Annotated in this window: 8 protein-coding genes and 2 pseudogenes; 3 read left to right on the forward strand and 7 right to left on the reverse strand. The window is 71.0% G+C overall.

The genetic code is table 11. The features are described from left to right. Positions 1 to 3 precede the first annotated feature (3 nt). Positions 4 to 4,425, forward strand: coding sequence for a hybrid sensor histidine kinase/response regulator (locus CP978_RS16910; protein ID WP_150478238.1), 4,422 nt, complete (start codon positions 4 to 6; stop codon positions 4,423 to 4,425). A gap of 92 nt (positions 4,426 to 4,517) precedes the next feature. Here the strand turns inward: CP978_RS16910 and CP978_RS16915 are convergent, their stop codons facing one another. The 4 genes from CP978_RS16915 to CP978_RS16930 all read right to left on the reverse strand — a co-directional run bounded on the left by CP978_RS16915 (position 4,518) and on the right by CP978_RS16930 (position 8,594). Further along, positions 4,518 to 6,173: a long-chain fatty acid--CoA ligase gene (locus CP978_RS16915; protein ID WP_043441821.1), complete on the reverse strand. Its 1,656-nt coding sequence runs from the start codon at positions 6,171 to 6,173 to the stop codon at positions 4,518 to 4,520. A 136-nt stretch (positions 6,174 to 6,309) separates the two neighbouring features. Beyond that, complete coding sequence (locus tag CP978_RS16920) at positions 6,310 to 6,855, reverse strand: SigE family RNA polymerase sigma factor (protein ID WP_043441823.1); 546 nt, start codon at positions 6,853 to 6,855, stop codon at positions 6,310 to 6,312. A gap of 352 nt (positions 6,856 to 7,207) precedes the next feature. Beyond that, complete coding sequence (locus CP978_RS16925) at positions 7,208 to 7,519, reverse strand: hypothetical protein (RefSeq protein WP_043441825.1); 312 nt, start codon at positions 7,517 to 7,519, stop codon at positions 7,208 to 7,210. Positions 7,520 to 7,796: 277 nt separating this feature from the next. After that, a complete protein-coding gene (locus CP978_RS16930; protein WP_043441827.1) occupies positions 7,797 to 8,594 on the reverse strand; it encodes a DUF5707 domain-containing protein in 798 nt (265 codons plus the stop codon). 365 nt (positions 8,595 to 8,959) lie between these two features. On the opposite strand from CP978_RS16930, the gene CP978_RS16935 reads away from it, so the two are divergent. After that, complete coding sequence (locus CP978_RS16935) at positions 8,960 to 9,439, forward strand: hypothetical protein (protein ID WP_043441828.1); 480 nt, start codon at positions 8,960 to 8,962, stop codon at positions 9,437 to 9,439. A gap of 135 nt (positions 9,440 to 9,574) precedes the next feature. Here CP978_RS16935 and CP978_RS16940 read toward each other — a convergent pair whose 3' ends face one another. The 3 genes and pseudogenes from CP978_RS16940 to repSA all read right to left on the reverse strand — a co-directional run. After that, positions 9,575 to 10,720 (reverse strand): tyrosine-type recombinase/integrase, encoded by a 1,146-nt coding sequence (locus CP978_RS16940; protein WP_052454154.1) that lies wholly within the window; start codon positions 10,718 to 10,720, stop codon positions 9,575 to 9,577. Beyond that, a complete protein-coding gene (locus CP978_RS16945; RefSeq protein WP_043441830.1) occupies positions 10,720 to 10,929 on the reverse strand; it encodes a helix-turn-helix domain-containing protein in 210 nt (69 codons plus the stop codon). Before CP978_RS16945 ends, CP978_RS16940 begins: the two co-directional genes overlap by 1 nt. Positions 10,930 to 10,931: 2 nt before the next feature. Beyond that, a pseudogene (gene repSA, locus CP978_RS16950) lies at positions 10,932 to 11,989 on the reverse strand (replication initiator protein RepSA); the annotation flags it as partial. On the opposite strand from repSA, the pseudogene CP978_RS16955 reads away from it, so the two are divergent. After that, positions 11,986 to 12,324, forward strand: a pseudogene (locus CP978_RS16955) (NUDIX hydrolase); the annotation flags it as partial. The pseudogenes repSA and CP978_RS16955 sit on opposite strands and share 4 nt — an antisense overlap. Positions 12,325 to 12,566 lie beyond the last annotated feature (242 nt).

Below are 12,566 nucleotides of genomic sequence, written 5' to 3' on the forward strand. Positions count from 1 at the left end.
CTCGTGAGCAGCAGGCCATCCCGAGGCGCTGCTCGCCTCGCTGCCATACTGGATGCTCTCCCCGACGCGTTGGTACTGGTCAACGCCAACGGGACCGTGGTCAACGCCAACACCATCGCCCTGGAGGCCTTCGAGGCGCCCGGGACCGCCCTGGTGGGGCGCGGGCTCCTCGATCTGCTGCCCGAGTTCGACTCACGGCTGATCCCCGGGTCCATGCGGCGGCCCGACTCCACCGACGCCAACGGGCGGACCAAGCCGACGCGGATGACCGCCCGCCGCACGGACGGCATCGAGTTCCCCGTCGAGGTCACGAGCGCCAACCTCGAGGACGGCCGGCAGGCGTACGACGGCTCCGGCTACACCGGCGACGAACTGCTGATGCTGGTCGTCCGTGATCTGTCCGGGACCGTGGACACCGAGGCCGAACTCGCCCGCTCCCAGCGTCAGACCGAGATGATCCTGCGGGCCGCGTCCGAGGGCGTGGTGGGCACCGACACGGACGGGCGGATCGTGCTGGTCAACCCGGCCGCCGCCCAGATCCTCGGATTCCGCGCCAGCGATCTGGGCGGCAAGGAGCTGCACACACTGGTGCTGCACTCCCGCGAGGACGGCTCGCCCTTCCCGTACACGGAGTCGCCGCTGCACGACACCCTGCGTTCCGGACGCAAGCACCGGGTGCGCGGCCAGGTGCTGTGGTCGAAGAGCGGCGACAAGGTTTCGGTCGATCTGACGACGGCGCCGGTACGCGACGGCGACCAGCTCGTCGGCGCCGTGATGACCTTCACGGACCGGCGCCCGTTCGACGCGCTCGCCGCGGAGAAGGACGAAGCCGACAAGCAGCACGAGAAAGACCTCGAACACGCCGCCGAGGAACGCGAGGAGGAGCTGAAGCGGCTGCGCGAGGAGCACGCCGCCGAGCTCACCGAGTTGCGCGAGCGGCACACGGAGGAGATCGCGGCCGGTGACGAGCGCTACGCCGCACTCGGCGAGCGCGAGAAGGACCGCTACGAGGCGCTGAGCGCCCGGCACGAGCAACTGCTCGCGGTACTGGACCAGTCGCTGCGCGGCCCCCTCGACCAGCTGCGCGCCGAGCTGTCCAAGCTCGCCTCGGACGACGCGGGCCAGCTGTGGCCCGAGGCCAACCAGGTGCTCCACCACCTCGCCGCCGGCTACTCGCGCATCACCACCCTCATCGACAACGTCCTCGGCTTCCAGCGGCTGGACGCCGGCGACGACGGGCTGGCACGGACGGCCGTCATGCTCGACGCGGTCGTCGCCGCCGGTGTCGAGGGCGCCATCGAGCTGGTGGGGCCCGGCCGTGTGCAGTTCGCCGTCCATGCCCCGCCCATCGAGGCCGAGGTCGACCCCCGGCGGCTGGCGCAGGCGCTCGCGCACCTCGTCGCGGATGTCGCGGGCGTCGACTCGACGGGCAACGCTCCCGTGTCGGCGGGCGGTTACATGGACAGCACCGTCGTCGTGGCGGCCGCTCAGCGCGGCGAGTCCGTCCGGATCGAGGTGCGCGGCCCGTACGCCGGGGGAGACCCGGTGCACCAGCCGATCGTCGCGGGCATCGTGCGTGCGCACGGCGGTGTGCTGCAGACCCACGAGGTACCGGGCATGAGCGGCAACGCCTATGTGCTCGAGGTGCCGATCGGCAGCGGTGCCGGGACGGTCACGGCAGTGCCGGCCGAGGTCCCCGCCGAGCTGTCGGAGACCCCCACGGAGCAGCCCGGGGCCGAGGTCGCACTCGCCGACCAGGCCGCACCGCAGGGCGGCGGACGGCGACGGGCCCGCCGGTCGTCCGTGGACGCCTTCCTGGACAGCGAGGCTGCCGACCCCGCCGCCTCCCCCGAGGCGGCCCCCGTGCCCCCCACCGGGCGGCGCAGGCGGCGTGCGGCGGAGGGGCCCGCAGAGACGTCGATCCCGGCACAGGCGACCGCGGCCGAGATCCCCGCGGATTCCAGCGGTACGGGACGCCGGCGCGGACGCCCCGGCTCGGGCGGGAACGGCGCCGGAGGAGTCTCCGAGGGATCGGTGATGACCTCCGCCGAGCACTCCGCCCAGCCGGCGCCCACCGGGCTGGGAGAGACCGTGCCGCCGGGCGGCGTGCCCGTGCCCTCGGGCGGTCGGGCCCGCCAGGACGGCGAGCCGCACGCCCTGCCGCCCGCGCTGCCCGCGGCCTCCACCGCACCGACGCCCGACGCCGCCGGTGCCGCACCCGCGCCGACCGGTCGCCGTCGGCGTGCCCTGGGCGCCGCGAACGAGCGTCCCGCCGCGGCGCAGTCCGGCCCCCGCCCGATGTTCGCCCTGCCTCCGGCCGCGGCGGACCGGGCGCCGGAGCAGCCCGTGCCCGTGCCCCTCCCGGCCGACGCGGGCCGCCATGACGCGGTGCCGCACGAACAGTCCGAGGACCACACCCCGCCGCAGCCACATCCGGTGTCCGCGCCGACCGGTCGCCGCCGGGCCCGCTCCGTCACCGCTCCGGCACAGCCGCCGGCCGGGGCGGCTGCGCCCTCGCCGATCCCCGCCGAGGGGATGCCGGCCCAGCCGGCGCCTCCGCAGGCGCCGCCCGTGCAGCGGACACCGGCGATGCCCGCCCCGGTGGTGCCCGGGCAGGAAGGCCGTCAGCCCCTGCCCGCACCGGCTCTGCCCGCCCCCGCGGTGCCCGCACAGTCCGTTCCGCCCCAGGGCCTTCCGCCCCAGGGCGCGCCCGGAGGTCTGGTGGCTCCCGGGCACCCGGTCCCCGCCCCGTCGGCCCCCGGTGCTCAGCCCGTACCGGCGGTCCAGCCCCAGCCCGCCCCGACCGGTCAACCTCTGCCGATGCCCCCGGGGCAGCCCGCGCCGTCGGCGCAGCCCGTGCCGGCGGTCCAGGCCCAGCCCGCGCCGACCGGTCAGCCCCTGCCGGTGGCCCCGGGGCAGCCCATGCCCGCGGGTCAGCCGGTTCCGGTGGCCCCGGAGCCGCCGGTGCCGACGGGCCGGCCCCTGCCCGCTCAGCCCCTTCTCCCCGGAGAACCCGTCACCGCGCCGCGGCCCGCCGCGCCGGCGCAGCCCGGCCCCCAGCCGGTGCCCGCCCCTGCGCCCTCCGTGGGCGGTCTCCCCGCGGCCGCCGCGCCCGCTCCGGGCACCCCGGCGTCTCCGGGGGCCTGGCCGGCCACCGGTGACACCTCCGGTGCCGGGATGCCCCTGCCGGGGCTCACTCCCCCGGCCGGCACCCCGTTGCCCCCGGAGCGTGCCGTCCCGCCGCGGGCCGCTCAGCCGCTGCCCGCCGAGACGGACCTGCCCGTCGACCCCAACTCGACGCAGGGCCGGGCGATCAGTGTGCGGACGCTGGGGCAGGGCGTGCCCTTCACCCGCCAGGGGGCTCAGCCGCAGGCGCAGCCCCGCCCCCAGTCGCCCACGCCCCCTCCGCACCAGTCGAACGGTTCGGGCCGCCGTCGCAAGCTGGGCACGCCCCCCGAGCCTCCGGGTGAGCGTGCGGAGACAACGGCCCGGCCGCACCCGGGCACCGCATCGATCCCGCTGCCAGCGCAGCCGCCCCTGCCCGGGCAGGGGCGTCCGTCCGTGGCCACCGAGGGCGCCGGGCGCTCCTACGCCATAGGGGCCCCGGACAAGAACGCCGACGAAGGCCCCGAGCCGCTCGACGGTCCCGGCGGCGCCGTCGAGATCGCCGACCAGCCCCAGTCGCGGCCCCTGGACGACGAGCTGCCTCCGGAGCCGCTCGACAACCCCCGGCGTCTGCTGGTGTGGCCCGCGCCGGATGTGACGACCCAGCAGGCGCTCAGCGACCGCGGCTACCGGCCGGTCATCGTCAACTCCCGTGAGGATGTCGACGCGCAGATCGCCGCCTTCCCGGCCGCGCTCTTCGTCGACCCGCTCACCGGACCGATCACACGGACCGCGCTCCAGTCGCTGCGCCAGGCGGCGGTGGCCGCCGAGGTGCCCGTGCTGGTCACGGCGGGACTGGGTCAGGCGACGCGCGAGGCTGCCTACGGTGCCGACCCGGCCGTCCTGCTGAAGGCGCTCGCCCCGCGCGACTCCGAGCAGCATCCGCCGCGCGTCCTGCTCATCGAGGAGCACGCGGAGATCGCGCTGGCCCTCACGGCGACGCTGGAGCGGCGCGGAATGCAGGTCGCACGCGCCGCGTCGGACGCGGACGCGGTCACGCTGGCCGCGCAGATGCGGCCGAACCTCGTGGTGATGGATCTGCTGCAGGTGCACCGCCGGCAGGCCGGAGTCGTCGACTGGCTGCGCGCGAACAATCTGCTCAACCGCACCCCACTCGTCGTCTACACCGCGACCATCGGCCAGGCCGATCTGCCCCGGCTGGTGTCGGGGGAGACGGTGCTGTTCCTGGCGGAGCGTTCGACGACCGCCGAGGTGCAGGACCGGATCGTGGATCTGCTGGCGCGGATCGGCACCAACTGATCCCGTACCGGGGGATTTTCGAGGCGTCTCGGTGTGGGGTGCTGTTTCACGTGAAACAGCACCCCACACCGTTGCACCGTTGCCCGCCCGGCTCAGATCTCCGTGACGTCCAGCTCTCCCTCGGCGTACTGCCTGCGGAGCACCTTCTTGTCGAACTTGCCGACGCTCGTCTTGGGTACCGACTCGATGATCGTCCAGCGCTCGGGCAGCTGCCACTTGGCGATCCGGCCCTCCTCGGCGAGGAACAAGCGGAGCGTGGCGAAGTCGGCGGCGGCCCCCTCCTTCAACACCACAGTGGCCAGGGGCCGTTCACCCCACTTGTCGTCCGGGACGGCGACCACGGCGGCCTCGGCTACATCGGGGTGGCACATCAGGGCGTTCTCCAGGTCCACGGAGGAGATCCACTCACCGCCGGACTTGATGACGTCCTTGGAACGGTCGGTGAGGGTGAGATAGCCGTCGGGGCTTATGGTGCCGACGTCCCCCGTCTTGAGCCAGCCGTCCTCGCTGAACTTGTCGGCGGGGCGGAGCGGTTCGGCGTCCGGCCCGTTGTAGTAGGCGCCCGCGATCCATGGACCGCGCACCTCCAGCTCACCCGCCGACTCACCGTCCCAGGGCAGCCGTTCGCCACCGGGCCCGGAGAGCCGCGCTTCGACTCCGACCGGGAAACGGCCCTGGGTGAGCCGGTAGCCGAACTCCTCCTCGGTGCCCATCACATGGGCCGGCGGCCGGGACACCGTGCCGAGCGGAGAGGTCTCGGTCATTCCCCAGGCGTGGCAGACCCGCATCCCGAGCGTGTCGAAGGCCTCCATGAGCGAGGGCGGGCAGGCCGAGCCGCCGATGGTGACATGGGCGAGCGAGGAGACATCGCGGGGCCGGGCGGACAGCTCGGCGAGCAGGCCCTGCCAGATGGTGGGGACGGCGGCGGCATGCGTCGGCCGCTCGCTCTCGATCATCCGGGCGAGCGGCGCGGGCTGCAGAAAGCGGTCCGGCATCAGGAGATTGACACCGCACATAAAGGTGGCGTGCGGCAGTCCCCAGGCATTGACATGGAACTGCGGGACCACGACGAGGGAGGTGTCCCGGTCGGTCAGCCCTATCGACTCGGTCATATTGACCTGCATGGAGTGCAGATAGATCGAACGGTGGGAGTACACCACGCCCTTGGGGTCACCGGTGGTGCCGGAGGTGTAGCACATGGCGGCGGCCTGGCGTTCGTCCAGCTCCGGCCAGTCGTAGACGGCCGGCTTGCCGGCGATCAGCTCCTCGTAGTCGTGGACCCGGGCGTGGGCGCCGTCGAGGACGGAACGGTCCCCCGGCCCCGAGACCACGAGGTGTTCGACCGTCGGCAGGTGCGGCAGCAGCGGGGCCAGCAGCGGCAGCAGCGACCCATTGACGATGATCACGCGGTCGGCGGCGTGGTTGACGATCCACACCAACTGCTCGGCGGGCAGCCGAAGGTTGAGCGTATGCAGGACGGCCCCCATGGAGGGGATCGCGAAGTAGGCCTCGACATGCTCGGCGTTGTTCCACATGAGCGTTGCCACCCGGTCGTCGCCCCGGACGCCGAGATCGTCGTGGAGGGCGTTCGCCAGCTGCACCGCGCGGGCGCCGGACTCGGCGAAACTGCGGCGCCGCGGTTCGCCCTCACCGGTCCAGGTGATGATCTGGGACCGCCCGTGCACCCGCACCCCGTGCAGCAGAATGCGGGTGACGGTCAACGGTACGTCCTGCATGGTGCTCAGCACGGCGTCCTCCCAGGGCGACACTGCCTACGCGGTAGTAAGGGCTGCGCTGATTCTGCGCACATACCACGTGGTATGTCACTAGGCCCGGCACGATCGATCACCGACCGCACCGTGCCGTCCGGAGCGACCGTGACGCCTAACGCACCGGCCCGAGTTCCGGGTCCTCCCGGAGCTTGCCGAGGGCCCGGGACACCGCCGACTTGACCGTTCCGATGGAGACGCCGAGCACCTCCGCCGTCTGGGCCTCGCTCAGGTCCTCGTAGTAGCGCAGCACCACCATCGCGCGCTGGCGGGCGGGCAGCTTCATGATCGCCCGCCACATGGCGTCGTGCAGCGCCTGCGTCTCGGCCGGGTCCGGGCCGGGCAGCCCCTCCGGCTCGGGCAGTTCCCCGCAGACGAACTCATCGACCTTGCGTTTGCGCCACTGCGAGGTCCGGGTGTTCAACAGCGCCCTGCGGACATATCCGTCGAGCGCACGATGATCCTCGATCCGGTCCCAGGCGACATAGGTCTTCGCCAGGGCGGTCTGCAGCAGGTCCTCCGCGTCGCTCGGGTTCGCGGTCAGCGACCGGGCGGTGCGCAGCAGCACCGGCTGGCGTGCCTTCACGTACGACGAGAACGACGGGTACGGAAGGGCCCGCGTCACGGCGTTCGAAGCGCTGGTGCAGACAGGTGCGGTCATGTCTCCACGCTAGGTTCGACCCCTGATCCGGCGGATCGGCCGCAGGTCGCGAAGAGGTGTCCGCCTCAGGTTGTAGGCGGGGTGTCGGCCCCACCTCCTGAAGGTGGACGAGCCAGGACGCACCCCTGAGGGTTCACCCCTGAGAGACGAGTACCACGGTAGTGGCCGGCCCTCGCGCGTACACGAATCGCAGTAGCCGGCGCGGGCCACCAGGACGTTCTCCGGCACCTTCGGCCCTGTGCCCACACGTGCGCGCGGCGGCACCGGAGTACCGCCGCGCGCACGTGTGATGACCCAGGAAAGCACACCCCTCGGGGCAGTCAGGGCCGATGCCTCGCCATCGGCCCCGCACTCACCACAGACGGTAGAAGTTGATCGCCACGTTCTGGTTCCTCTGATCGATCGCCGTGAACGCCGAGCGGTTCACCTGGGCGGTGCTGCTCCGGTTCGAGGCGCCGAAGCCCACCGCCTGCTGCTGCGTGGTCGCGGAGTTCCCCTGGTTGTCGCGCCCGACCCCGCTGCCGGTGATGCTCGCGGCCGCCGCGTTCGATCCGCTGTCCGCCAGCGCGCCGTTGTCCGCCGAGGCGACACCCGCGAAGAGGGTGGCGGCGAGGGGCAGGGCCGCGACGACGGAGAGGGCGCGTGCGGTACGGATGCGTGCCATGTGATTCCTCCAGAGCTTCGTACGCCGTGGCGCCTCGCACCGGGACGTACGTGACGTGGGCTGGTTCCGGGGCAGTTGGCCGGCCGCCTCGGACGGTGTACGACGTCGCGCCTTCAGAGTTGCCCAGCGGACCCCGCCCCATCACTCCGAAAGCCGCGATTCACGCCCAAGCATGAGGAATCCCGAATAAACCCCCACCTCGTACCCCCTTACCGTGAACGACGAAGGGCCCGGTCCTCCGGGCCCTTCGGTTCGCTCGCCAGTGCGCGCTGCGGGACTACTTCACATGGACGAAGTCACCGGTGGCGTTGACTGCGGGAGTCGAGGCCGTACCGGCGAAGCTCCAGCGCCAGTAGCCGTCCTTCGCCGCCTTGACCGTGGTCTTCAGCGTGCCGGTGCTGGAGCTCTTCACCGTCTTGACGGTGGTGTAGGTGCTGCTGTTCTTCTTCCGGAACTGGAGTTTGACCGACTGGGACGTGTAGCCCGCGTACTTGCGGGTGTCCCAGTTGGCCCGGTCCAGCTTGCCCGTGACCGTGATGGTGCTGCCCTTCTTCACGGGCTTCGGGGAGGCCTTGACCGTCAGCCGCGACAGCCGCTGGAACCTGACCGAGGAGTAGGAGTCATTCGCGGTGAAGCTCCCGTCCTTGCCCCATGCGCCGGCATAGACCCGCCAGCTCGTGGCATTGGTGTTCCACAGATATCCGGGATCGACCGTGATGGTGAGGGTGCACGTCGAGGTCGTGGCGTTCACAACCTTGCACTTGGCCCTCTCCGCGTCCGGGTGGAACCCGAAGCCGTACAGGTTCGGCTTGCCGTCGCGCCCCCTCCAGACGTAGGAGAGAGCGTCCTCGATACCCGAGGAGTGGGACGCGGTGACGGAGACCGTCACCTTCTTGGTGGCGGTGGTACCGAGCACGATCGGCTTCCCACTGTTCACCACGACCTTGCTGATCACCGGGGAGGCGTCCGCCCCCGTCAGCGCGGACGAAGGGCTGCTCGCCTGAGACACCGGCGCGGCGAGGGCGGACAGGGCCAGGGCGCCGGAGACAACGGCAACAGTGGCACGCATACGCATTTCTTCCCCAAGTCTGCTCGGTGGGTCTGCTGACCCGACAGACCAGACCTGAGGTGAACGCCAAAGGTTGTACACAGCCCCGACCGGGCACCGCACAACCCAACGGCCCCTGACCTTCTCACCTGGTCAAGGGCCGCTCCACCTGGCGGTGGGTGTGGGATTTGAACCCACGGTGGCTCGCGCCACGACGGTCTTCAAGACCTTTCGGCAGCCAAGTGGCAGCCCGGCTCCGCCGCAGGTCAGACGCTCCTAGCACTCCGGCGGAGCCGTCGTCATCATCGCCGTGCCCGCTGCGTGCCCCTTGCTCGTAATCGTGTCCGCTGAGCCAGGAGTCCGCCGCTTCTCCCGCAGGTACGTTGGCAGGCATGGCCACCCAGATCATCACCTTGGTCGGCGTCCTCATCGGCGCCCTGACGTCCTACCTCGCTACGGCCATCGCCGAGCGGGCAAAGTTCCGGCGCCTGATTGCCACCCGATGGGACGAGCGAAAGCTCGACACGTACATCGAGTACGTGTCGTGCATCAAGACGATCCAAAGAGCCGCAATGGACGCCGGGCGGGCCCGTGACCAGAGGAAGGACGCATCTGACGCGCTGGCCGAGATGGAGGAGAGCGAGAACAGAAGATCGGTCCTCTTCGAGACTTTCGTCCTACTGAGCAACGAGAAGGCTGCCACCGCCGCTCACACCGTCAACCAGCGAACTTGGGAACTTCTCGGGATGGCCCGGATCCCTTCAAGTGGGATGGCCGAACTTCGTTCGATCCCTTTGGTAGAGGCGCTGAACGTCCTTCACGAAGCAGCCCGATCGGACCTGACGATATCCGGCCACGCGCCCGCCCAGTAAGACTTGCATGAGCACCGCAACGGGCAACGGCCCCGACCATGTGCCTGGTCAGGGGCCGTTGAATTGAGCACGTGCGACGCGGTGGTCAGTCCGCAATTCTGCAGGCGCCGAGCAGTAGAGCCACTCCTCCTAAGTTCAAACGGAAGGGACACCGGAAGGGCCGCCGCTATGGTCGTCCGACTCGCTGAGCCAGGAGTCAGCAGCTTCCGCCACCTGGTCGTCGCGACCGGCGACCGGCCGGGCGTAATGCCGGGTGGTGACGCTCGCGTTCGAGTGCCCGAGCCGGTGCGCGGCGGTCATCACGCCGTAGCGGTCGGCCACCCAAGTTCCATGCGAGGCCCGGAGATCATGCGGGGTGACGTCGGTCAGCCCGGCCGTCGACACGGCGGGGTCGAAGTACGCCTTGCGCCACTGGTTGTAGCGCAGCGGCTTTCCGCCGGGGGTGGTGAGCAGGAGCGCGTCATCCCCGCCGAGCAGGGTCTCCAGGTGCCGGCCGAGCCGCTTCGCGAGCGACGGGCCAACCCGAAGAAGACGCTTCTGATGCGACTTGGGGGTGTCAAAGACCAACGCGCCGTTGGCTTCAGCCAAGTTCTCGTCGACCAGGACGAAGCCGCTGGAGACGTCGATGTCCGCGCGCCGGAGGGCAAACGCCTCACCTACCCGCAGGCCCGCGTACGCAAGGAGGGCGATCAGCAGATCATGCGGCTTGGCCGCGCTCCGAACGACCCGCGATGCTTCGACCGGGGTGAGGATGTGCGGCTCCGTCTGCGGCATCCGAGGCAGCTTGACGCCCCGGCACGGCGTCTGCGGGATCATGTCGTTGTCGACGGCCGACTGCATGATCTGCGACAGCACCCGGTACGCCTGCCTGATCCTCGATGCGCTGAGGCCCTTGGTCTTCATCTCGCCGACCCACTCGGCGACCGTGATCGGCCGGAGACTGGACAGCTCACGATCGCCGAGCGCCGGAACGATCAGCGAGTTGATCAGGGACCGGTACGTCGCCTGCGTCTTGTGCTTGAGCTGCGGCGAAACGGCAGCGAGCCAGCGGGCCGCCCAGTCGCGGACGGTCGTCTGCCCCTCGGCCGGGTCGAGCCAGCGCCCCTCTTCGATCTCGATGCGCTTCCGCATGAGCCAGCGATCGGCGTCCGTGGTCTTGGCGAACGTCCGGTCCGCAGGGCGCAGCACTCCGTCACGCCCCGGGTAGCGGACTTGGAACCGGCCGGACGGCAGCTTGCGGACACGGCCGAAGCCCCTGCGGGACTTACGCTTGCCAGCCATCAGGCAGCCCTCCTGAGCGCCGTGGGCCGCAGGAGGATCGGTTCCACGGTGTTGGCACTCACGTACGCCTCCACGGCGGCCTCCGGGATCCGGACGTGCCGGCCGACCTTGACGAAGGTGATTCGGCGTTCCTCGATGAGGCGCCGCGGAAAACGGACCCCTGTGCCAAGGCATTCGGCGACCTGGTCCACGGTGAGAAGTCGGTCCATGGTCACCACTCCCCCTCGTCTGCGGGCAGCCCGGCCAATGCGTCGCGTGCCGTCTCTCGGTTGAGCTGGAGATCCCGGGCGATGGAGGCGGCAAGCGCGGATTCACCGGGCGTGTGGCCGTGGCCGCCGTACTGCCAATCCGTGAGAACAAGGACGGTGTCCGGCTCGCGGTCCTCCAGGCCCAGGACGGCGGCCTCTTGGGTGGCGCGGTAGTCGGCGCGTGTCTGGCGGAGGGCGCCGAGGGTGGTGGAGTACCGGCGGGATTTCGAGGAGAAGTGACCGCGGAAGCCGAGCATGTGGGCCCAGGCCCAGAGGCGCCGGTCCGGATACAGGCGCTCCAGGTCGCGGCATGCGGTGATGAGTCGGCGGGTGTGGTCCGGGACCTGATGACGGTCGAGTTCGGCGAGCTCCCCGATACGGCGGTCGAGGGTGCCGGTGGTCTCGGCTGCCTTGGTGGAGTACTTGGCGACGTACGAGGCGACGGCCTGTTCGGTGATGTCGGAGCCGTCGCCGAAGGCCTTCACCGGCCGGACGTCGAGCTGAGTGCCCCAACGGAAGGACCGAGCCGGTTGGTCCTCAGCGGCCGGGACGGAGACGGACGTGTAGGAGTGCGCCGCAGCCGCACGGAGCGCGTCGGCGAGGAGATCGACCGTGGCCCAGGCGGGCGGCGGCGTTCCGGGCTCCTCCGGTCCGTCGAGCCGAATCACTGCATGGAAGTGCAGGGCACCGCGCTTCTGGAATTCGGCGACCTTGCCGTACGAGACGCGGAGGCGGTCGGCGAGTTCACGGCGAGTGAGGCCGGCGCGGGCGGCGAGTTCGCGACGCAGGCGTGTGGTGAAGCGCTGCCAGAGCTGTCCGGCGTGGTTGTTGAACAGGACGGCGCCCGCGTAGTCGTAGGTCGCCGGGTCGAGGGCGGTACCCAGCTCCGGGGCATCCGTGGCGTGCTGGGCACCGCAGCGGCAGGTGCCGTGGTCGGGCCGGTTGTGGACCGGGCCGAAGGACGGAGAGTGGCGAAGACGCGGGAGTGGTCCCGGACGGTGGTGGGGACGTCGCGGGTGGGAACTCCCCGGCGGCGTACTCGAACTGAACGAGACGCCAGAGGCCGGCGTCGCCCGCGAAGTCTGGGAAGAGACAGGCATCCACGTCGAGGTCGACGAACTGACCGGCGTCTACAAGAACACCACCCGAGGTGTCGTCGCCCTGGTCTTCCGCTGCAAGCCCTCCGGCGGCCTCGAGCGCACATCAAGCGAGTCGACAGCCGTCTCCTGGCTCACACCCGACGAGGTCAGCGAGCGCATGTCCGAGGTCTACGCGATCCGACTCCTGGACGCCCTGGATGGCAACGGCCCCCACGTGCGGAGCCACGACGGCAAGCAACTCATCCCAGCGGGATAAGACTTTCCCTACTTCATCAAGGCCCGCGCACGGCGCGGGCGCGCGCCGCCTCGACGGCGCGGCCTGCCTCCTGTCTCCGCCCCGGCTGGCCGCGCCCGGCGGCGCGCTGCGTGCATGCGGGCAAGGGCGGGACGTCATCCGCGGGCACAAGATATGCCTCCGGCGGGGGATCGGCCGGCACCGGGATGGAGGGGGCGCCGTTCCCGACTGCGGGTACATCGTGGCGTGCGTTGGGGGGCTCC

It is taken from the genome of Streptomyces nodosus, assembly GCF_008704995.1.
GTDB lineage: Bacteria > Actinomycetota > Actinomycetes > Streptomycetales > Streptomycetaceae > Streptomyces > Streptomyces nodosus.

Coding starts and splice junctions, on each gene's coding strand:
- CP978_RS16920 (WP_043441823.1), bottom strand. CDS start 6,855: ATGACCGCACCTGTCTGCACCAGCGCTTCGAACGCCGTGACGCGGGCC.
- CP978_RS16925 (WP_043441825.1), bottom strand. CDS start 7,519: ATGGCACGCATCCGTACCGCACGCGCCCTCTCCGTCGTCGCGGCCCTG.
- CP978_RS16930 (WP_043441827.1), bottom strand. CDS start 8,594: ATGCGTATGCGTGCCACTGTTGCCGTTGTCTCCGGCGCCCTGGCCCTG.
- CP978_RS16935 (WP_043441828.1), top strand. CDS start 8,960: ATGGCCACCCAGATCATCACCTTGGTCGGCGTCCTCATCGGCGCCCTG.
- CP978_RS16940 (WP_052454154.1), bottom strand. CDS start 10,720: ATGGCTGGCAAGCGTAAGTCCCGCAGGGGCTTCGGCCGTGTCCGCAAG.
- CP978_RS16945 (WP_043441830.1), bottom strand. CDS start 10,929: ATGGACCGACTTCTCACCGTGGACCAGGTCGCCGAATGCCTTGGCACA.